This is a genomic window from Paenibacillus lutrae (genome assembly GCF_009757775.1).
GTDB classification, from domain to species: domain Bacteria; phylum Bacillota; class Bacilli; order Paenibacillales; family NBRC-103111; genus Paenibacillus_F; species Paenibacillus_F lutrae.
In genome coordinates this window covers 126,869-148,992 of record NZ_RHLK01000007.1, presented here as the reverse complement: position 1 = coordinate 148,992, position 22,124 = coordinate 126,869, and the positions used below count along the sequence as shown (strand labels likewise).

The following is a 22,124-nucleotide window of genomic DNA, read 5'->3' as shown; positions in this document are numbered from 1 at the left end:
TTCCTTCTTTCTTATAAAATTTAGAACAATATGTAAGATTTCTCTCTACATTATTCAGGACTCCATCGCACATGGAAGTCCCTGGATAATTGAAATGACGGGTCTTTGAAGCTAGTCTCTACAATTTTATGTTTTGGGTATATAGGCCTTAACAAGAACTGGAATTAGATTTATTATTTTTTTATGTAGGTATGAATATTCACTGTTTAGAATCATAACGATCCTGTTTAATAGGTACAAAGAACTAAAAAAATAAAAAGACCGAAGGGGTTTTTTATGAGATTTAGACAGAAGCTTACCTTAAGTTTTGCCGCTGTACTGGTATTGACCATTCTGGTAGGAACAATTAGCTGGATTGGCTTGACCCGTGTCAACCAGGCTTACGAGAATCTCATTCAAGACCGGGTGCACAAAATTTTGCTCGCTAAAAATTTAGGAGCTCTGGCAGCGGATCAGACCAAAAATGTGCGCGGTTATCTTTTAACAGGCAATAATGAGCACTTTGTAAACTACGAGAAAGACAGAGCCGCTTTTAAGGGGGATATGCAGGAACTACAGGCAAGTATTACGTCGGTCCAAGCGAAGGAATATGCGGATCAGCTGCTCCGGTTGGAGAAGCAATACGCGGGGGCAGTTAACGAAATTGCCGTATACAAATACAAAGATGATGCCCAGTCGTATATTCGTCTGGTGGAAGAGAAATGTGTCCCGCTCGCTCTGGAAATGGCAGCAGCGGCAGAAGAATTGGAGAATTACCAGCAAGCCCAGTTGAATCAGACCGTAACAGAAACCGCTCAGCAGGTGCAAAATAATAAAGGGATGGTTCTGGGAGCTGTATTGCTGGCGCTTCTGGTGGGAGCGCTTATGGCCTTTTTCATCATCCGGATGATTGCCCGCCCCGTTACGCTAGTTGCCGATTCCGTGAAGCGGATAGCCGGCGGCGATTTGACGGCGGAGGATGTAGCGGTCAAACAACAGGACGAGATCGGCGATATGGCACGCGCCTTCAATGACATGAAGCATAACCTGCGGACGCTTATGATGAATATCGACGATAACGCCCTGCAGGTGGCCTCGGCCTCCAAGGAGCTGTCCGGCGGTTCCGGGCAGGCTGTTATAGCCGCTCAGCAGATTGCGGAGGCTGTTCAGGGCATCTCGGAAACGGCGGACAATCAAGTGGCCCGGATCAGGGAAAATAAGCTGGCTATGGAGGAAAGCGCAGCCGGCATTCAAAGAATTGCCCAGTCTGCGGCCATCACAGTCGAATCGGCAGAACGGGCGGACCAGGAGGCGCAGCAGGGACGCGCGCTTCTGGAGGAGACAGTCGCTCAGCTGAAGCAGATTCAATCTACGATGGGGACATCGGCTGCCGTGATCAACGAGTTGGGTGAGCAGTCGAAGCAGATCGAGAAGATCAGTATTTTTATTAAAGAAATCGCAACCCAGACGAACCTGCTGTCCCTGAATGCCAGTATCGAGGCAGCCCGGGCCGGAGAGCATGGCAAAGGCTTTGCCGTTGTAGCGGAAGAGGTCAAGAAGCTTGCCGAGCAGACGGGTTATGCATCGGGACAGATTGCGGATGGAATCCGCAGTATGGTAGAAAAAGTCGGCAAATCGGTGGATGCGATGAAGGCGGGTTCTGAGGAGATTGAAGCGGGTACCCGGGCCATGGACCGCACGGGGGAAGCTTTTGACCACATTTACAAAGCCGTTGGAGTCGTAGCTGGGCAGGCACAAGAAGTATCCGCAGCGACGGAAGAATTGTCTGCGGTGACCGAGCAGCTCCTGGTCACGGAGCAGCAGCTTGTGGAACTGTCCTCTGTGATTTCGGACCAGTCCCAGAACATAGCAGCCGTATGCGAAGAGCAGCTGGCTTCTATGGAGGAAATAGCTGCATCATCGGAGTCGCTGGACGGTATGGCCGCAGGTCTGCAGGACAACATCCATCAGTTCAAATTCCATCCCTCACAGGATCTGATTGACAAAAAGCGGGAACCCCAGTCTGCTGAGAATCAGCTGGAGTTAGGATTCAACCCGGCATCTTGAGCATTCTGGATGCCTCTGTTCAGTACTTTCGTTTCACGTGACTTCCATGTTGTAATCAAAAACGCCTGTCCGCGGATCTTATCCGGTTGGACAGGCGTTTATTAATTGTCAGCAAAGCGGTCAAGCTGCTGGCTTAGGCTGCATTTTTTAAGGATGATTCACCCATTCGTTCAGCCAATTGGATTGGTCTGCCTGGTACAGGGCAGGAGCATACACAGTAGGGTGGTACCCGGCAAAATGGCTCCACCAGAAGATGCTGGCGCCGTGTACATTGGCACTTCCCGGCGAAGCGATAGCGGCCTGGAGCCCTTTAGCCGCATTGTACAGGCTCTCAACCGCAGGATCATGATAGACCGTGCCGTCTTCGGCTGTCTTCTTCTCGTAAGCGGGCATAGTCGGCATCAGCTTGCTGGAAGTGCCGGCCAGCGCGGTACTGTAGCGCTTCACTTCTTGAGTCCACAGCGCTTGATAGCTGGCTGCATCCACAATTGGGGACCCCCATCCCATCTGGTCATAGATCATCGGCTGAACCTGGTTAAGGATGGCCCCTACCTGCGCGATGAACGCATTGCTCCACACGGGGGAGGAGCCGAAATCGGCCGGTGTGGATTGGGAGAAGTTCGTGTTGTTTGCCAGAGCATTGTCGCGCAGATATTGCAGAGTACCAAGCAGCACCGTATCATTCGAGATAAATCCTTCAATATCCAGATGAATCCCGTCCGCTTTATAGAACGTTCCGCTGCCGTTGATTTGCAGGCCTGTGTTTACAAGCTTGTTGGCTGCCGCATTCAGGTTGGCTTTAAACGTCTGTGTTCCGAAATTAGGGTTCGGTGTTTTGACGCCGTTCACTCTCGGGGCCCGGGAGCCATAGTTTAAAGCCGGGATGATCAGCTGGTTAGGATCGGTTTGCCTGGAAACTTTAATCCAGTTAGCCAGCTTGGAGTATCCAGCAGCCGGAAGGGAACCGTTGCTCGCCGTATTCGAATCTATGAGAACACCGACATCAACGAACTGATATTTAATTTTATATTGCTTCAATTTGTTCACGTAATCGGCGATTTGCTGATCGGACAGGGTAATATTCCCATTGAACCAGTCTGCATTAAGAAAGGCTGCGTTATTGGTATGGCAGTTTACCGTACAGCCTGCGCGAGTATCCGCATTAGGGCGGGACTCCGCATTGCCTGCTGCGGGCAGGATGGTTAGGATAAGTGCGAATACAAGAGCGAGACTTAGCAGGTGCTTGGGACTGAATCTCATTGGAAAATAACCTCCTTGGATTGAACAGTATTTTGTGGGAAAATCTGTTCCGGTACGGTGTGCTTCCTTTGTGTTTCCTTCTTGGGGGACAACCGCTGTAGTCTTTCATTTCCCTCCTTTGCAAACGGATGAAGTGGAAGTGGTTGCTTGAAAAGGACAGATACCGAGTTCTGACATCCTTAACAAACAAGTACTCCAAATAATTATGTAATTTAATACATTAAATGTCAAATTAATCGGAATCTTGTCCGGAAATAATTTCGAAGATACTCCTGTATGTAAACCGGATCGTTTGAACGTATGGTGTGGTATGATAGAGAATAAGCTTACGAATCGGGAGAAAATGAATGTATCAAAAAATAAGCCTCGCCGTTTTTTACATCGTCATTGCCTGTCTGATATACGTGTACGGAGAGGCGCTGTTAGCCTGGTTCGGGGAGTCGGATCATGCTCCAATGGCGGCGGGACTAGCCACTTTAATGGCTTTGTTCCCGGTGATCCCGTATCCCGTAGTCGGCGGAGTGATCGGTGCTGCCTTCGGACCCGTTCTTGGAGGTTTTATTACTTGGGTAGGCTCTGCCGCTGCTTCCGTCCTCATGTTCCTTTTCGTCCGGTACGGCTATCAAGAGTGGGGAGCCAGACTTCTGAAGCGCTCCGGCCGTTTGGGCAAAGTCACCGCCTTGTTTGAACGGAATGCATTCCTGGCCATTCTCTTTGCCCGCCTGGTTCCTTTCGTTCCTTCGATCTTAATCAATGTGTACTCGGCTCTGAGCCGGGTTTCGCTGCTGTCCTATACAGTCGCTTCGTCGCTCGGAAAAATTCCCGCCATGCTGCTGTTTGCTTTCGTTGGAGACAACCTGATGACCGAGCCTAGGAATGTTCTGATCACCATTGGAGTCTATGGGGTCTTCCTTCTTATTACTTTAGGAATTCATCGTTTATGGAAAGGTAAGAAATCAACACAGCGCAACATCGGGGAATCCGCCGAAGTCACTTTAGAAAAGAATTAATACTCCATCAACTCCTCCGCTCCGGATGAGCTGATTTAACCAAAGAAGAGCTGCTTCAGGCGGCAAGAGAGGCTAGTCCTCGGCATGAATAAACGGGTTAACATCGGCCGTTGCCCTTCGGAAGAAGGCGACGGTCTTTTTGTGTGAAATCTAAAGTCTTCGTCCTGTAAATGCCGGAAATCAGGAATTTTCATGTATAACGATACGCTCCTTCAGTCCTCGGATACGACCGTGATACACTGATGAATATGCATGCAGTAAGCTATAGCACTGGAGGGAGAGGTTAACGATGAACCAACCATGTATGTTTTTGGTTACAGGGATTATGGCGAGCGGTAAATCGACGGTTGCTCAGCTCCTGGCCGCAAAATTCAATAAGTCGGTACATTTGCGGGGAGATATTTTCAGAAAAATGATCGTATGTGACCGTAAGGAAGTGAAACCTGACGCGGGAGAGGACCAATTGGAGCAGCTAAGACTTCGTTACCGGTTGAGCGCCCAGGCAGCGGATACTTATTATAGTCAGGGTTTTACCGTAATCATGCAGGATGTTGTGGTGGGACCCATGCTGGCGGAATTCCTGTCGTTTGTCCAGACTCGTCCCCTCTACGTCGTGGTGCTGAATCCGGATACGCAGGAGGTTGCCGCCAGAGAAGCGGGCCGCCCCAAGAAAGGATACGGCGAATGGACGGTGGAAAGCTTATATTCGGTGCTGAACAATGAAACGCCCAAGATCGGAATGTGGGTAGATTCGTCTAATCTGACGCCGGAGGAAACGGTAGAGGAGATTCTGAGACGGGCATGGAATGAGGCTCATATCGTATCCTGACAGAAACAAGAGGCATTTTACAGAAAAGTAGCCATGTGCAAACAATCAATGGTAAAGTTAGGATATTCAGAACTCCTGACGAAAGTCGTCTCATTTTAAAGCGGAACTGCTTTCCGTCGACAAAGGACTCGATTATGTTTACTTTAGAAGGCTACGAATTGACTGAAATCGTATATGATGACCCCTGCTTTCTGATCTGCTACGCCTGGTCTGCGCATTCTTCCCGCAAGGTGCTCCTGAAGGTTGTCAAAGACGGAAACCGGACGTTAACCGAGAACGGTAAATTACTAAATGAATATAAAGTGGCTTCCTCATTAAAAATGGACGGAATTCTCGCGCCCACTGCAGCGATCATGCACAGCAGCGGCATGGCTCTTGAATTCGAGCCTATTCAAGGGCATACGCTTCGCCGGTATGCCGAGCTTCTGCCTATTTCTATGGGGGACCTGTTAAATATAAGCATCCGATTGACTGAAATTATCCAGGAGCTTCATGACAATCATGTCTTGCATTTGAACATCAGACCGGACACGGTTCTGATTCAGGAAACGACGCTGAAGGTTTATTTGACCGGATTCGGCTATGCAAGCAGAGCGGTAGACGGGAAGTGGCAGGACAGCAGCATCCCGTTGATGGAAAGCAGCCCGTACTACATGTCACCGGAACAGACGGGACGGATGAACCAGGGCGTAGGCGCCCGCTCGGATTTGTACTCGCTGGGAGTGACACTCTACGAACAGCTGGCGGGGCGGCTGCCGTATGCGGCCAAGGATGCGCTGGGCTGGTCCCATGCCCATATGGCGCAAAGTCCAGCCCCTCTACCCGGCAGCCATGGGCGTATTCCGCAGAGGCTGGCGGATATTGTCATGAGACTGCTGGCCAAAGATCCGGCGGAGCGTTTCGGAAGCGCGGCGGAAGTGAGGGCAGCCCTGCAGGCAGTGGCTGCGGATGAGCTGTGCGCACCGTCAGAACCCGTCCCTGGGCAGGCAGCGCTTCACGCCGGAGATCACGGAGCCCGAAGGGTGGAAGCTGCACAAGCGCTGCGGGCAGGTACGTCCCCACGGGAACTGCAAGCCGGGGCGGTGAATCCGGCGGGCAGCCGTGCAGTACGGCCGGTCACGGAGCGGACTGATGCTAGTCCGTCCGCTGGACAGCGCCGTGACGGCAACAAACCGTCAGTTCAAGCTCACGGTGCGGCGGCGGTCACTCTGGAGCAGAGCGCCAGCTATTCGCAGGTGCTCGATCTGTCTGCGATTATTCAATCCTCGCAGGCTTTTACGCTTGGAGGCAGCGGCGCGGCAATGGCGGCGAAACTGATGACCTTGCTGCTGCAGACTGCAGGTGCAGAGCGGGCCTTACTGGTGAAGGCCCGGGGCGGGGAGCGGGTCCGCATTCTGTCGGCGGTAAGCAGTGCCGGAGAGATTGTCGTCTCCGGCATTGTGAAGCGCCTTGCGGGCGACCCCAGCCTGGACGAAGAGCTCCTCGCGGACTGCATAAACGGAGCAAGGCCGATCCTGCTGAGCGAAGAGGCCCGCGGTTCCCGGCTCGCGCTTCCTTTGATCGCGGGAGGGCAGCCGGTGGGTTGCTTGTATCTGGAGAACAAGCTGAACCGTCGTGCTTTTGCGGCCGAGCGGTATCCTGTTCTTCAGACCCTCGGTGTACAGGCGCTCTATCTAGCGCGGCAGAGCTGTGATGCAACCCCCGTAATCCCGCCGGGTATGCAGGTGCAGGCGGTTACGCACAGCATGGAGACCTTGACCGCAAGGGAAAAGGAAGTCCTCCAGCTTATGGCAGCGGGTCTGTCTAATCAGGAGATTGCCTCGCGTCTGATCATCTCTACAGCGACCGTCAAGATCCATGTGAAGAACATCTTTAGAAAAATGAAAGTGGACCGACGGATCAAAGCGGTTACGATTGCTAAATTCCTTGGCCTTCTGGATGAAGGGGCGCCAGCATAAGAAGCGCCCAATGACTGCGGTTTAGGGCGAAGTCCTGCAACAGCTCAACGGGGCTCGCTAGCTCCGGTTTGCTTCCGCCGGGCAGGCTGCGAGAGCAGAGCCGGCGCCAGCATGCTGATCCGCGTGCTGAAAACCGCTGACGCTTCCGCTGATAGCTTCCGCTGATAGCTTCCGCTGATAGCTTCCGCTGATAGCTTCCGCTGATAGCTTCCGCTATATGCAAGCGCCATTTTCGCATAATAAAAAATGGACGCAGATCGTTAAGATCGCGTCCATTTGCATGTTTACCGGTGAAGGATGAAAGGAAGAGCCGAGGAAAAGAAAGCAGTACAGGCCGGTGAGATCGGTTAACTCTGTTTCGCGGCTTGCCGGCTGTAGGCTGCATACCCTTCCTGTCTTCCTGCCTGTTAGCGGGTGCTGCCCTGCAGCCCGATGGCTTCCGAGAGGATTTCATAGGACCGCAGGCGAGCATGGTGGTTATAAATTTGAGAAGTGACGATAAATTCATCCGCTTGCGTTTTCTCCAGGTAGAAGGATAGTTTGTCCAAGACTGTTGCCTTGCTGCCTATTGCGGCAAAACCGAGCTTATCACGGACAATGGCCTTCTCCTGTGAAGTCCACAGTTCATCCATATCCGCTACCGGCGGGTTCAGCTTGCCTGTGCGTCCGCGGATCAGATTCAGGAATTGCTGCTCCATGGAGGTAGCCAGCTGCTGCGCTTCCTCATCGGTATCCGCGGCAATGACGTTCATGCCGACCATTGCGTAAGGCTCCTGCAGCGCTTCCGACGGGCGGAAGCTGCTGCGGTACAGTTCCAGCGCCTGCAGCAGGTAATCCGGCGCAAAGTGGCTGGCGAAGGCAAACGGCAGCCCCAGCTGTCCGGCCAGCTGCGCGCTGAAGCCGCTGGAGCCGAGCAGCCAGATCGGGATGTCGAGGCCTTCGCCGGGCACAGCCCGCACGCCCATTGAGCCCGAGGAGGGGCTCAAGTAAGCCCGCAGCTCGCTTAGCTGCTGCGGGAAGAACTGGCCGTCGCTCTCGGGGCCCCGGCGCAGTGCGCGGGCTGTGAGCTGGTCGGAGCCGGGGGCTCTCCCCAGCCCGAGATCAATGCGCCCGGGGTGCAGGGACTCGAGCGTGCCGAACTGCTCGGCGATGACCAGTGGCGCATGATTCGGCAGCATGATGCCGCCGGAGCCGACCCGGATCGTCTTCGTACCGGCAGCGACATGGCCGATGACGACCGATGTGGCCGAGGAAGCAATCCCGGGCATGTTGTGATGCTCGGCCAGCCAGAACCGGTTGTAGCCCCACTTCTCCGCATGCTGGGCCAGGTCCAGGGTGTTGCGCAAAGAATCAGCTGCCGTGTGGCCTACCGTGATGGGGGCCAGGTCCAGGATGGAGAAAGTGGTCTCTCCAATCTCTTTAGCAGCCCGGGCAGATTTGTTTTCTTCAGTCATAATAAATTCTCCCTTCTATATTAGAACTCTCTATGAACAAACCGCAGCGCTAACTGTAATTACCGTATTATGCGCTGAATGAACTCGGATCATCTGCAAAAGCCCGAATGGACCTCATATATAATTATTAGCTAATATATAATTTAAAGCAAGTAGGCACTTTTATGTAAGTATGAACAGCTGTCCTGTAAGTCCCGGTCCCGGCCGATCTAGTGAGTTGAAGAGATCACCCGGGAATTACAATGGAGAAGAGGTTCAGCCCGCCATCTGCACGAATACAGCAAAAAAAACGCCTCTTGAGCCCTGACGGGTCCAAGAGGCGTTCGTATTGTATAATTCCGTGGTATTAAAAGTGAGCGGATTGCATTAGATAAGGCCTTGAGCCAGCATAGCATCGGCTACTTTCTTGAAGCCGGCGATATTAGCGCCAACTACAAGGTTGTTCGGATGGCCGTATTCTTCAGCAGCCAGCATGGAATTCTGGTAGATATTTCTCATGATATCATGAAGCTTGGCATCGACTTCTTCGAATGACCAGGATTGACGGGAGCTGTTCTGTGCCATTTCAAGCGCAGATACGGCAACACCGCCGGCATTTGCTGCTTTCGCAGGTCCGAAGAGCACACCCGCATCCAGGAACAAATCAATAGCATCCAGAGTGGAAGGCATGTTAGCACCTTCACCGATGGCTTTCACGCCGTTGCTGATCAGAGTCTTCGCGGCATCGAGATCGATTTCGTTCTGGGTGGCACAAGGAAGTGCGATGTCACAAGGAATTGTCCAGATGTTCGAACAACCTTCGTGGTAAGTCGCTTCCGGGTGGAATTGAACGTAATCACTGATCCGTCTTCTTTCCACTTCTTTAAGCTGCTGTACGGTTTCGACTTTGATACCGGTCGGATCGTAGATATAACCGTTGGAGTCGCTGCACGCTACAACTTTAGCGCCGAACTGCTTAGCTTTCTGCATCGCATAGATCGCAACGTTGCCGGAGCCGGACACGACTACCGTGCTGCCTTCATAGCTGAGTCCTTTGGATTGCAGCATTTCATGTACAAAATAAACCGTTCCGTAACCTGTCGCCTCAGGACGAGCCAGACTTCCGCCGTAGAGAACACCTTTACCTGTCAACACGCCTGCTTCAAATCCGCCGCGGATTTTTTTGTACTGACCGAACATATAGCCGATTTCACGCCCGCCGACGCCGATGTCGCCAGCCGGAACGTCTGTATCCGGACCGATATATTTGGATAACTCAGTCATAAAAGATTGTGTAAAGCGCATGACTTCACCATCGGATTTGCCTTTTGGATCAAAGTCGGATCCGCCTTTGCCGCCTCCGATAGGCTGGCCGGTCAGAGAGTTCTTGAAGATTTGCTCGAAGCCCAGGAATTTAATGATACTTTCGTTAACGGAAGGGTGGAAACGGAGTCCGCCCTTGTAAGGGCCGATTGCGCTGTTGAATTGAACGCGGTAGCCGCGGTTTACTCTCACTTTACCTTGATCGTCTACCCATGGTACGCGGAAGGAAATGAGGCGCTCTGGCTCAACGAGTCTTTCGAGGATGCCAGCTTCCATATACTTCGGATCTTTAGCAAATACGGGAGTAAGGGATTCTACGATCTCTTTAACCGCTTGCTGAAATTCGTACTGGTGTCCGTTACGCTCCAGAACACCTTTGTAAACTTCCTCGATATAGTTCTTCGCTTTGACGTCATTACCGGTCGTGCCTTGAAGCGTTACACCCATACATAGTCACCAGCCCTTAAGAATTTAGTTAACGTTTTGAGTCAGGTTGTTGTCATCTTTTAAAGTAATTTTACATGTTTTTGATCATACAGCAACTTTTTTATTTTTTGAAACCGGTATTTTTAAAGTAATTTGCAAATTTTTTGTGACAGATTAAATATTCTGAAAACAATTTGCATACTCACCGGTGGTCAATAAAACTGGAGGAATTCGACCTGGAATCGCACTTAGATTCCTTATAATCTCTTAATCCAGAAACGTTATAACGCGTTGAAGAAATAAAGTACAAGTTTAATGAAAGATAATACCCTATTTCGCAAAAAAAATCAAAATAATTTTAATGCGTTCTGATATCTTTGTAGACAAGGAGGCGTTCACGTGAGCTATCATCCGATTATTCGGCAGACAATTGAATATATGGAAGAGCATTTGGAAGAAGAACTTTCTTTGGAAAAGGTCGCACGATCCGCGGGTTTCTCGATGTTCCATTACCACCGGATCTTTCAGGCGGAAATTGGGATGACGATCACCGAATATGTGCGGACGAGACGAATTGTCGGTGCAGCCGTCAGGCTGTTGTATACGAATGAACGTATCTTGGATATTGCTTTACATTACAGATTTGAATCTCAAGAAGCGTTTACCCGGGCGTTCAAGAAGATATACCATCTTCCGCCGGGACGTTACCGCAAGCTGATGAACAAAGTAAACCAGCACAAGGAGGAGTTACCCATGAATACCCCGCAGCCCGTAAAAGGCTGGTTTCTAAGCGGAAGCCATCCATTTCATTATGAGATGGGCATCGACCGACAAACGGTTCATAAAGGAAGAGCATCCGGATATCTGAAATCGATGATGGTTGAATCCGCCGAGCAATTCGCTACAATGATGCAGGCTTTTAAAGCCGACCATTATCGCGGCAAGCGAATTAAACTCTCCGCATTCATTAAAACAGACGATGTGAAGCAGTTCGCAGCCATGTGGATGCGGGTGGATAGTACATCGGACGAAATTCTCCAGTTCGACAACATGAGTAACCGGCCGATTACAGGAAGCAACCACTGGAACCACTACTCCATCGTGCTTGATGTGCCTCCGGCAAGCGCAGCGATATCGTTCGGCGTCCTGCTTAACGGCAGCGGGCGTGTCTGGGCAGACGGCTTCGCATTCGAGACTGTAGATCTGAGTGTGCCTAGTACGAACCTGGAAGTGGACGGGGGACTGCACGATGAGCCCCTTAATCTCTCTTTTGAAGAAGAATAAGTTCTGGCGCTCAAGTCAGGAACAGGACCGGACCCTTCTGTTAGGGATCGGTCTTTGTTATGAACAGGTACAAAGCAGATTCAGCAATCTCTTCCCATATAAGAATATCAGTGCTAGGATAAATATGGAAGTGTCCGAGTGAACGATCATTTTAATAGAGGTGATAAAATGAACAAATATACCGCACCTAACTGGACGTCATCTGCGCTGATCACGATTGACACCCAGAATGACTTTACACAGCCGGATGCTCCGGCCCGCATAGCGGGTACTGCGGAGGTACTGCCTTATATGCAGCAATTGCTGCAGGCATACCGGGAAGCAAATTTGCCTATTATCCACGTGATTCGCCTCTATCAGACAGATGGCGCCAATGTGGATATCTGCCGCAAAGAACTGATCGAAAACGGGGGAGTCATCGCTGCTCCAGGAACGGATGGCGCTGAATTGGTTCCTGAAATCAAGCCGCAGGAAGCGCCTCATTTGGCATCGGATATCTTGCTGCAGGGAGAGTTCCAACAAATCGGGCCCAACGAATGGGTGATGTACAAGCCGAGATGGGGGGCTTTTTATGGGACGGATCTGGAAGCTTTCCTAAGAGAAAAGAATGTGGATACACTCGTCTTTAGCGGTTGCAACTTTCCCAACTGTCCCCGGACGACTATGTATGAAGCAAGCGAACGTGATTTTAGAGTGGTGATGGTGCCAAATGCAATATCCGGCGTATATGAGTTAGGAATCACTGAATTGAGCAGGATCGGCATAGTTATGCTGCCTACAAATGAAGTTGTGAACGAAGTGGCCGGAGTCGCTGCTCCTTTATAAGGGGCTGAAGGCTGCGTATAACTCGGGTCGGTACCTTGATAGGTCTAGTTTCAGTTGATTATACGTGGTACATTTAAGAGAAGCGGGTACCCGATTGTTCCACGGGGAACATAATGGAGGGGACCATAACTAGCTTGTACAGGACCCTTTCTGCGCCTTGAATTATTCCGGGAAGACTGACTTTGCAAGAAACCATAGCATGTTAATACAAAACCGGGCTTTTCCATGAGCTGCCGGTTTTTCTTGTTGTATAGGGGAGAGGATGAGATGAAGATTGACCGGCTGCTGGCGATGACCGTTCTGCTGCTGAACCGTAAAAAAATGAGCGCCAAGGAGTTGGCCGACCGGTTCCAGGTGTCTACCAAGACGATCTACCGGGACATGGAAGCCCTTAGCGGGGCGGGAATTCCGGTTTTTGCGCATCAGGGAACCACGGGTGGCTTCGAAATAATGGAGCACTATACGATAAGCCGTCAGGTGCTCTCGCTGGAAGAGCTGCGGTCATTGCTTGCTGCTGTCAAAGGGATTCATACGGCTCTGGATGACAGTAAGCTGGCCGATCTGCTTGAGAAAGTGAAAGCTATGCTGAACAAGACGGAGAGGGACCGGCTGGATATCAGCGGTGAGGCGATTACGTTTGATTTTAATCCATGGGGGCAGGGACAGGCGGTTAGGGATAAAGTCAATGCGCTCAAGGAAGCGATTGCGGCGTCCAGGCTAGTGACGATCCGGTATACCAATATGAACGGAAGCGACTCGGAGAGAGAAGTGGAACCCGCTAGTCTGATTCTGAAAGGAAACGTGTGGTACCTGCTGGCTTACTGCAAGCTGAGAGCGGACTTCCGGATTTTCAGGCTGTCGAGGATTTGTGAATGGCAGGTACACCCACGGCTCTTCGAAGCGCGCAAGGCGCCTCCCATAGATTCTTACAGCTGGGATTCCGCCTGGTCTGCGGATAATAAGGTGGCAGGGGTCATCTTGATTTTTCGGCCTGAGGTCAAACACCGGGTGGGAGATTCTTATTTTCCCGAACAGGTTGAGTATCTGGAGGGTGGGACGATGCGCGTCACGGGGGAATTTAACGCGGACGAATGGTTCTACAGCCAGCTGCTCAGTTACGGGAATAAGGTTAAGGTGGAAGGGCCAGCTGCGGTGGTGAAGGAACTGAAGAGACGTGCTGCCCAAATTGTGGATCAATATGCGGAAATATGACACACTGATGTCCAATTTAATCCCGTAAGATACAAGTATATGAACGGAAATGAGGGTATGAACATGACAAACAACTATACACAGCTGCCGGCATTTGAACTGACCGGTGTCCACTGCCGGACAACTAACGAGCAGGAAGCGGGACCGGAAGGGAAGCTGGGAGCCTTGTGGCAGCGATATTTTGAGAGCGGCTTATCGGCTGCGCCGGGCATCCGGAACCCTCAGTTTCTCTATGGACTGTACACGGATTATGAAACGGATGCCAGCGGAGCGTATACGGCGCTGATCGGGCATGAGCTCGGAGCGGGGGAAATACGGGAAGGGCTTGCAACAGCGGCGGTGCCCGCAGCGAAGTATAAAATATTTACTACGCAGAGAGGGCCGGTGCAGCAGGTCGTAGCCCAGAAGTGGCAGGAAATCTGGCGGTATTTCGGGCAATCCTCAGAGGAGCGAACTTATACGGGGGATTTTGAGCGGTACGATCTTGTGAAGTTTGACCCGGCGGACGCCGTTGTCGAGATTTTTGTAGCCGTGAAATAGCATGGCAATAAGCGTGACAATAGTAGGACGCATGCAGGGTAAACAAGTTCTCATTTCCTTCGGGTGGCGGCGACGATAAGGACTCCAAGTGCTAACAGGAAGATTCCGGAGTATAAGGTGTAGTTGGTGATATTCCAGTCCGAACGATGAGAGTACAATTCCAAGTTTATTCATTGTTTTACCTCTCTTTATTGGATTAGTTAATTTAAAGCATGAGTATGTTTTCTGCAAAAGTTAGCCGGGGCTCTCGATAATGGATAGCTCGATACTATTAATAGTATCATCCGAATCGGGATCCAAATCGGGGTAGCGAATATATGGAAGCGTCTTTCCGAACCTCGGAGGGCGCTTTTTTGATTTATCCGATGCAGGTCAGCAGCACCGACCGGGAAGTCCTGTTTCTGTATTGTATGCAAGCTCAACTTTTGCCGCTGGCACTATTGTGCTTACTAATTCTGACATCAATATAAACAGTTCCTATAACAGAACGGGAGCTGTTGATTTTGTAAAAAAATATGCAGCAAAGCCAGGTTATACGATGAGCCCATACACAACATACGGTTCAAATGAAAATGGAGGTGACTGCACAAATTTTGCATCTCAAGTTCTCCGTATTGGGGGTGTCCTCCATTCATGGAGTAAAGGGATACAACCGCCATACAATAGATTGGTATTATTATGGCCCGGATGTGCCAAAGACAATCACATCACCAAGCAATCCACGAACTTCATCTTGGGCCGGAGCCAATGAGTTTAGAAAGCATTGGGGTCAAGTGAATGATAAGGCTGGAAAAAAGCTTACCAAATGGTAAAATGTACTAACCACGATGCGGTTGCGAGCTATGATGAAATTTATTCTTCGCTTTGGAATGGGGATATAGTGCAATATGTTGATGCTACAGGCGATACATATCACTCACAGGTGGTATGGAATTATGGTGGACCTGATAAAACCATGAATGTCGCTCAGCATTCCACAAACGATCGATACTGGGGACTGGATATGGGTTTGCGTACAGAAATTAAAAACAGACAATATGAAGGTGGACACGTCACGATTTTGAAAATCAAGAAGAACGCTTAAGATACGATAATATTAAATAGGAGGTATGAGCTGGTGAAAAAAAATAAAAAAATTGTTGGAATCACTTTTTGTGCCGCTGTTTCGCTTATAGTCGTATTATCGGTAACTAACGATTCGCAAGCCAATGTTGTAAGCAAGGCAGAGAAGCTAGAGAAACTCACACAAGAAGAAAGTAATCTTCGAACGAAGTTTGACGCTCTTCCAGAAAATTCGGAGGAACGTAATGAACTAGGGCGGAAAGTAAAGGAAGCAGGTATTACAGCCGGGAATCTAAAAGAGGAAATTAACCCGGTTGATCCCCGAACAGAACTAGAAGCCAATTTAAAAAGCTATAAAAATGTTTTAGGTACCAAGGATTATTATTCAACAAAAACTAGTCATCCGCAGTATGGCAAAGCTTACGCTAAAGCGGCTAAGATTGTCGCTGAAAAGGAGGTCAGGCTGGCTGAAATTGAGAAGGATTTGAAGGAGAACAAAAAGCCGGTTGACCAACTCGTTAAAGAATTTGAGGAACTTAGGATGCAACAGGAATTAATCATTAATAACTGAAAAGCGTCTGCAAAAGATCTGAATGATTGTTCAGGTCTTTTTTTCTGCTTATTATTTTCTGCTTATTAAAGGTAAAAAAATATGCTGTATTTATTTGATGAACATGCAAGCGTCATTTGGGTGCATATAAAACCTGCCATCAGAGTAGCATCAGATTGTTCTAGCCCAATTCTGAGCAGCTATGACTCCAGACTCATTTTACAATAAATTCTAAAAATATTAACACGTGGTTAAAATACTTCTGGTAAACTATTTCCTGTAATCTATTTACAGGAAGGCGGGATTCATAGAATGGGAATCGGTACGCTTAAACAGTGGAGGAAGCTGACAGCTTCGGCTTTGGCTTTCGGATTAATCTCCGTGCAGATTTTGCCGGGTGTCATTAAGGCCCAAAGGCCCATCGAACAGGGAGTTGCGGTTGCCCAGGCAGATCCTCTATCGGATGCTGGAATCGCAAGCGCCGTAGCGGGATCGCGATCCTTTGTACTCGCTGATCCTGTGATGGACACGGCTTCAGGGGTGCGTGCCAGTGTCCGGGTCAGTCCGGCTGGGGAGAATCACAGCGGTGAAGAAGTCGTGGTTTTTGAACTCTTCAACGGCTCTGCGCCTGTGGGGATTGCCGCTGTCCAGAAGGACATCACAGCTCCGGAGAAAATAACAGCCCACTTTAATTCTGTAGGCCCTAACCTGTCCGTCCGTGTTTTTGTAGTGGATTCCTACAGCGGAAATCTATCGAATGTTGGTAATAATCTGGCAGAACCGGTTGCGATTAAACCCTCCTCTTATTCTTCCTCTTTGAATCTTCGGATTATGGAAACAACGGATGTACATACGAATCTGGTAGATTACGATTACTATAAAGACGCTCCTTCCTTAACCGTGGGGTTGGCCAAAACGGCCTCCTTAATCAAGGAAGCGCGTAGAGAAAACCCGAATACCTTTCTCGTGGATAACGGGGATTTGATCCAAGGAACCCCGCTGGGAACCTATATCGCCACCATTGACGGGCTCAAACAGTCTAACGCGGTTCATCCGGTCTATAAAGCTATGAATAAACTGGACTATGATGCGGCAACATTCGGCAATCACGAATTCAACTACGGACTGGAATTCTTGGATAAGTCCATTAAAGGCGCGGAGTTCCCGTATCTGAATGCGAATATTTATGTGGACGATCATGATAATAATCCGGATAACGATGCGAATAAATTCACTCCGTATCAGATTTTCGATAGAACTTACAAGGACGAGAAGGGCCAGGATCAGAAGATCAAGGTCGGCGTTCTCGGCTTGGTGGCCCCTCAGATCATGGATTGGGACAAGATCAATCTGGAGGGCAAGGTAATCGCCAAGGATATCGTGGCAACGGCCTCCAAATTCGTGCCTAAGATGAAAGCGGAAGGCGCGGATGTCGTTATTGCGCTGGCCCATTCCGGCTTTAACGGCGCGGCTCAGGCGGATACTTTCGCAGAAGACGCGATCCTGCCGCTGAGTAAGGTAGCGGGAATCGATGCGATTACGTTCTCGCATACGCACAAGGTATTCCCGGCAGCGGACACCAAGTCCCTGGATGGCTTGTTCAAAGACGCGAAGGGGAATCCGCTGCCGGGTGTAGACAATGTCAAAGGCACGATCAATGGCGTTGCAGCCGTTCAGGCAGGTTACGGCGGTGCGAACCTTGGGTTGATCGATTTGAAGCTGGTTCAGGATAGCGGCAAATGGAGAGTTGCGGGTTCGCAGTCTTCTACCCGTGCGATTTACGATAGTGCGGCCAAGAAAGAACTTGTGCAAGCCGATCCTGCTATTCTGGAGGCCGTAGAGGCCGAGCATCGGGCGACGAAGGCGTACGCTAATCAGCCGATCGGTGAAACGACAGCGCCTATTCACAGTTATTTTGCCCTCGTGCAGGATGACCCTTCGGTCCAAATCGTAACTAACGCTCAGAAGGAATATGTCGGCAACTATATTGCAACGAATGCTCCGCAGTATAAAGATCTGCCTATTCTTTCCGTAGGAGCACCGTTCAAAGCAGGCCGCAACGGCCCGCAGGAATATACGGATATCGCCAAAGGCCCTGTTGCGATTAAAAGCGCCAGCGATTTGTATCTCTACGACAATACGCTCAAAGCGGTTAAAGTGAAGGGTGCGGTTGTGAAGGATTGGCTGGATATGTCCGCAGGCATGTTCAACCAGATCAATCCGTCCCTCACCGAAGAGCAGCCCCTGTTGAACCCGGGCTTCCAGGTGTTTAACTTTGACGTCATCGATGGGGTGACCTATCAGCTGGATGTTACAAAACCGGCCAAATATAAGCCGGATGGCAGTCTGAACGATGCGGCTTCCAGCCGGGTTGTAAACCTGCAATATAAGGGGCAGCCGATTAATCCCGAGCAGGAGTTCATCGTGGTGACGAACAACTACCGTGCAAGCGGCGGGGGCAATTTCCCTGGCCTGAAGGGGGCGCAGCTCGTTGTAGATTCGGCCGATGAGAACCGGCAAGTGCTGATGGATTACATCAGCGGGCAGAAGACGATTAATCCTTCTGCGGACAAGAACTGGTCCATCGCGCCGGTTACAGGCAGCCCTAGAGTAACCTTCACCAGCTCTCCGAATGCGGTTACGTATTTGGCAGACAACCCCCACATTAAGAATACGAATGTGATTACGGACAAAGACTTCGCCGTCTATTCGCTGGACCTCAGCGGCGGCACACGGCCAAACCCGGGTCAGCCGGTTAAGGTGCAGCTGCTCGGCGTTAACGATTTCCACGGGCAGCTGGATACGACTTCCGATTTTGGATACGGCAAAGTTGGGGGTGCCGCCTACCTGGCCACGTACTTCAAAGAGTGGAGAGGGACGAATCCGAACACGCTGCTCGTTCATGCAGGAGATTCCGTGGGAGCGACCGCACCTGTTTCTTCTATGGAGAGGGATAAGCCTACCATGGAATTTATGAATCTGATGAAATTCGATGTCGGTACGCTCGGCAATCATGAGTTTGACCAGGGCGTGGCAGCCCTCCGGGCGCAAATTAACGGGGGACCCGATCCAAAGAAGCCGGATGTCGTCTATGACAAGGCGAATTTCCCTTATGTAAGCACGAACGCATTGGATGCGGCCACGGGTAAGGCTTTGTTCGAGCCCTATGTCATTAAAAAAATCGGGGGCACCAAAATCGGCTTTATCGGCGTTGCAACGATGTCGACGGTTAACAAGGTTTCGCCGGAAGGCTTGAAGGGTGTCAAGCTGGTCGAGCAGGCGCCTGTCGTTAACCAAGCGGTGGCGGAGCTGAAAGCGCAAGGTGTCAAAGCCATCGTTGTGCTTGCGCATGACCCGGCCAGTGTGAAAGATAACGTGGCTTCCGGAGAAGCCGTAGATCTGGCCAACGCAATCGATGATGAAGTCGACGTTATTTTTGCCGGAGATAATCATGCCAAAGTGAATACGATCGTTGATAACAAGCTGATGGTGCAGGCGTACTCATACGGGACTGCTTTTGCAGACGTAGATTTGGAAATTGATCCGGCTACAGGCGATATTGTCACAAAAACGGCTGCTATCGTGGATGTGAAGCAGGAAGGCATTACTCCTGACGCAGAAGTAGTCGCACTTATTAATAAGTACTTGGATAAGTTTCCGGTGCTCAAGGAGCCGGTAGGAACCACAGATACCGCTTATGCCCGGGCAGGCGCCTATAACGGGGAGAATACGCTGGGCAATCTCATCGCGGATGCGATGCGCGACGGGATGCAGTCGGATTTTGCTTTTATGAATCCGGGCGGAATCCGCGCCGATTTGCCCAAGGGCAACATCCAGTTCTCGGATCTGGCCAAAATCCAGCCATTCGGCAATACACTCGTTAAAATGACGCTGACGGGGGAGCAGATCAAAAAACTGCTTCAGCAGCAATGGGGCAAAAAGCTGGACGGAAGTCCGGATACGAAGACCTTGCAGATTTCGGGTCTGAGCTATACGGCTGACTTCAGCAAGCCAATCGAAGAGCGGGTAGTGGATCTGAAGAAAGCGGATGGAACACCGATCGATGATAACGGAGCGTATACGGTAACCGTAAATAACTTTATGGCGGCAGGCGGCGACAACTATAAAGTGCTTCTTGAAGGAAAGAACGTGGAGGTGGGGCTGAATGATCTCGATGTCTTCTACGCTTACATCACCCAGACCTTCAAAGGCGGCAAGATTACTTCCAAGCTGGAAGGGCGCATAACGAACTTAAACCAGTAGAAGCTGCGGGAAACGGCAAGGTTAGCGCAAGACCGGGGCCGGGGCGGGCGCTTCGGGTTCGGTGATCTTATTGCGAAAGGGGCATTACCTTGAGAGAAAAAAGACGGAATCCGGTTCTGCTGAGCCTTCTGGCGGCAGCGCTGCTTGCAGCTCCTGCCTCCACGGAGGTACAGGCAGTGGAAGCGGCACAAGCGGCACAGCAGAGCAGCATTTCCCTTGATGCCATAGGAGGAGTGTGGACCGGAGGCACGGTTACGGTGTCCGGCCGGACGCAGCTCCCCGAAGTCATTATGAAGGTTCTGGCGCCTAACGGAACGATTGTTTTCTATGATATCGTTTCAGTGGATGCAGGGGCCTACAAGACCTCTTTTACGCTTCCGGACGGAGCTGATACGGGAACTTATCAGGTGGTGGCAGGACTTGGCGGTACGACGGCTTCTTCCGCATTCACGTACTCCAAGCGGGACAACGGCGATGGAGGAGGAAGCGGCAGCGGGAACGGAAACGGAGGAACGGAATCTCCTAAGCCGGGGCCGGTAACTCCGGAACAGCCGGGCAGTGCCGGGGTGGTCACGATCACGGGGCGAGATATTCCGAAGCCGGAGAATGGCTTGATTACACTGCAGGCTGACTTCGGCAGCGGCAATAGCTCCGGCGAAGTGCTCCTGCCCGCCAATTTGGCGGAGCTTGCCGGGGATACGCCTGTCCAGCTAGTTACGACCTTCGGCACAATCGTGTTTCCGAAGGCAGCGCTCGCCGGACTAGGGGCGGCTGTGCCTGCCGGGCAGACGGCCGCTTCGCTCTCGGTCCACATCGACCGGGCCCGGGAAGATGCGGTAGGCAAGCTGGTCGCCGCCTGGAACAAGCACAGCGGCGGGGCCGCCGTTCAAGCAGCAGGCGATACCGTGGATGTTCGCATCGCCGTCCGGGTCCAAGGGGGGGACGATGTGCCCGTCCATTCCTTTGCGGAGCCTCTGACGCTGAAGCTGAAGCTGACGGCGGCTCCCGCGGACCGGAATCTGGCCGGCATCTATTCTCTGGATGCCGCAGGACAAGCGGTCTACGCGGGCGGTAAGCCGGATGGCAGCTCGATTGCCGCGCGTGTAGAGCATTCCGGCCGGTACGGTGTGTTTACGTACAACAAATCGTTCACGGATCTGCCCGGGCAGCACTGGGCGTACAAGGTTGTGAAAGAGCTGACAGCGAAGCACATCATCGACGGGGTGAGCGATACCCGCTTTGCGCCGGAGCAGGAAGTAACCCGCGCACAGTTCGTGACGATGCTCGTGAAGCAGCTTAAGATCACCGCAGCTAAACCGGCTGCTTTCCGGGACGTTCCGGCCGGCAGCTGGTACGCAGATGCGGTAGCTGCCGCTTACGAGAGCGGCATCGTGGAAGGAACCGGCCCGGACACGTTCGCGCCCGAGCAAAGAATCACGCGCGAGGAGATCGCGGTGATGATGACTCGCATGGCTGCGAAGACTCATGCGGGCCCGGGTGCAGTGCCCAAGGCTGATTTCGCGGACAGCGGGGATATCAGCACGTGGGCCCGGTCCGCCGTGGACAAGGCCGTCCACAGCGGACTGATGATCGGCCGAACGGACGATACGTTCTCGCCGCTGGCGGCAGCGACCCGCGCGGAAGCGGCTCAAGTGATCTACAACGGGCTGCTGGTCTTCCCGGAATAAAATAAAGTGAGGCATGAGGGAATTCTTATCAAACTAAGCGGCCTGCGGTTGCCGGAAATAGGGAATTCGGCTTCTATTCTTGCCGGGGATTACGGGAAACCGATTCATGTTTACGATTTGGATAAGCCGGGTCTATGAAGTTTAGTTGGATTTGAATGTGACAAGTAAGGGTGTCCTTATTACGGGAGATCCCCTGTTGAACGGAGTGAGTGTAAACCGTTTAATGTTATAAGGCAACAAAGGCAGGGCCCCTGGGGCCCCTGCCTCAGCCTGTAGACAAAGTTCCGTAAGGAGCAGGGTCTACAGGCTTTTTTATCGAATTAGTAAGTAAAACGGTGAGCCGAGGTGTAAAAAATGCTGAGTAAGAGCAATAACGAAGGTCGCTTTCAAGTTTCCGTTCATTCCTTGGACGAGT

The 22,124-nt window shown here is 51.2% G+C and carries 16 protein-coding genes; 13 read left to right on the top strand and 3 right to left on the bottom strand.

The window, feature by feature from the left end; all coding sequences use genetic code 11:
* The first annotated feature begins 276 nt into the window (after positions 1–276).
* Positions 277–2,046: a methyl-accepting chemotaxis protein gene (locus EDM21_RS13860; RefSeq protein WP_157336304.1), complete on the top strand. Its 1,770-nt coding sequence runs from the start codon at positions 277–279 to the stop codon at positions 2,044–2,046.
* A 147-nt stretch (positions 2,047–2,193) separates the two neighbouring features.
* Here the strand turns inward: EDM21_RS13860 and EDM21_RS13855 are convergent, their stop codons facing one another.
* The gene (locus tag EDM21_RS13855; protein WP_157336302.1) at positions 2,194–3,306 is read right to left on the bottom strand and encodes a hypothetical protein; all 1,113 of its coding nucleotides are present in this window, start codon (positions 3,304–3,306) and stop codon (positions 2,194–2,196) included.
* A gap of 347 nt (positions 3,307–3,653) precedes the next feature.
* On the opposite strand from EDM21_RS13855, the gene EDM21_RS13850 reads away from it, so the two are divergent.
* The 3 genes from EDM21_RS13850 (at position 3,654) to EDM21_RS13840 (ending at position 7,103) form a co-directional block, all read left to right on the top strand.
* Positions 3,654–4,316, top strand: a complete 663-nt coding sequence (locus EDM21_RS13850; RefSeq protein WP_157336301.1) for a TVP38/TMEM64 family protein — start codon at positions 3,654–3,656, stop codon at positions 4,314–4,316.
* Between the two features lie 289 nt (positions 4,317–4,605).
* Positions 4,606–5,145 carry a P-loop nucleotide/nucleoside kinase family protein gene (locus EDM21_RS13845; protein ID WP_157336300.1) on the top strand — a complete coding sequence of 180 codons (540 nt, stop codon included), beginning with the start codon at positions 4,606–4,608 and terminating at the stop codon, positions 5,143–5,145.
* A 134-nt stretch (positions 5,146–5,279) separates the two neighbouring features.
* Complete coding sequence (locus tag EDM21_RS13840) at positions 5,280–7,103, top strand: protein kinase domain-containing protein (protein WP_157336299.1); 1,824 nt, start codon at positions 5,280–5,282, stop codon at positions 7,101–7,103.
* Between the two features lie 407 nt (positions 7,104–7,510).
* Here the strand turns inward: EDM21_RS13840 and EDM21_RS13835 are convergent, their stop codons facing one another.
* Both EDM21_RS13835 and gdhA read right to left on the bottom strand, forming a co-directional pair.
* Positions 7,511–8,557: an LLM class flavin-dependent oxidoreductase gene (locus tag EDM21_RS13835; RefSeq protein ID WP_157336297.1), complete on the bottom strand. Its 1,047-nt coding sequence runs from the start codon at positions 8,555–8,557 to the stop codon at positions 7,511–7,513.
* A 366-nt stretch (positions 8,558–8,923) separates the two neighbouring features.
* Positions 8,924–10,306 (bottom strand): NADP-specific glutamate dehydrogenase, encoded by a 1,383-nt coding sequence (gene gdhA / locus EDM21_RS13830; protein WP_157336296.1) that lies wholly within the window; start codon positions 10,304–10,306, stop codon positions 8,924–8,926.
* Between the two features lie 378 nt (positions 10,307–10,684).
* On the opposite strand from gdhA, the gene EDM21_RS13825 reads away from it, so the two are divergent.
* The 9 genes from EDM21_RS13825 (at position 10,685) to EDM21_RS13785 (ending at position 21,709) form a co-directional block, all read left to right on the top strand.
* Positions 10,685–11,569, top strand: coding sequence for a helix-turn-helix domain-containing protein (locus EDM21_RS13825; RefSeq protein ID WP_420850661.1), 885 nt, complete (start codon positions 10,685–10,687; stop codon positions 11,567–11,569).
* A 168-nt stretch (positions 11,570–11,737) separates the two neighbouring features.
* The gene (locus tag EDM21_RS13820; protein WP_157336295.1) at positions 11,738–12,394 is read left to right on the top strand and encodes a cysteine hydrolase family protein; all 657 of its coding nucleotides are present in this window, start codon (positions 11,738–11,740) and stop codon (positions 12,392–12,394) included.
* Between the two features lie 267 nt (positions 12,395–12,661).
* Positions 12,662–13,606: a helix-turn-helix transcriptional regulator gene (locus tag EDM21_RS13815; RefSeq protein ID WP_157336294.1), complete on the top strand. Its 945-nt coding sequence runs from the start codon at positions 12,662–12,664 to the stop codon at positions 13,604–13,606.
* A 63-nt stretch (positions 13,607–13,669) separates the two neighbouring features.
* Complete coding sequence (locus EDM21_RS13810; RefSeq protein ID WP_338043986.1) at positions 13,670–14,146, top strand: GyrI-like domain-containing protein; 477 nt, start codon at positions 13,670–13,672, stop codon at positions 14,144–14,146.
* Between the two features lie 442 nt (positions 14,147–14,588).
* Positions 14,589–14,897 carry an amidase domain-containing protein gene (locus EDM21_RS25550; RefSeq protein ID WP_420850664.1) on the top strand — a complete coding sequence of 103 codons (309 nt, stop codon included), beginning with the start codon at positions 14,589–14,591 and terminating at the stop codon, positions 14,895–14,897.
* Between the two features lie 54 nt (positions 14,898–14,951).
* Positions 14,952–15,230: an amidase domain-containing protein gene (locus tag EDM21_RS13800; RefSeq protein ID WP_157336290.1), complete on the top strand. Its 279-nt coding sequence runs from the start codon at positions 14,952–14,954 to the stop codon at positions 15,228–15,230.
* A 33-nt stretch (positions 15,231–15,263) separates the two neighbouring features.
* A complete protein-coding gene (locus EDM21_RS13795) occupies positions 15,264–15,779 on the top strand; it encodes a hypothetical protein (protein WP_157336289.1) in 516 nt (171 codons plus the stop codon).
* A gap of 291 nt (positions 15,780–16,070) precedes the next feature.
* A complete protein-coding gene (locus EDM21_RS13790; RefSeq protein WP_235918186.1) occupies positions 16,071–20,021 on the top strand; it encodes a bifunctional 2',3'-cyclic-nucleotide 2'-phosphodiesterase/3'-nucleotidase in 3,951 nt (1,316 codons plus the stop codon).
* Between the two features lie 89 nt (positions 20,022–20,110).
* Positions 20,111–21,709 (top strand): S-layer homology domain-containing protein, encoded by a 1,599-nt coding sequence (locus EDM21_RS13785; RefSeq protein ID WP_235918185.1) that lies wholly within the window; start codon positions 20,111–20,113, stop codon positions 21,707–21,709.
* Positions 21,710–22,124 lie beyond the last annotated feature (415 nt).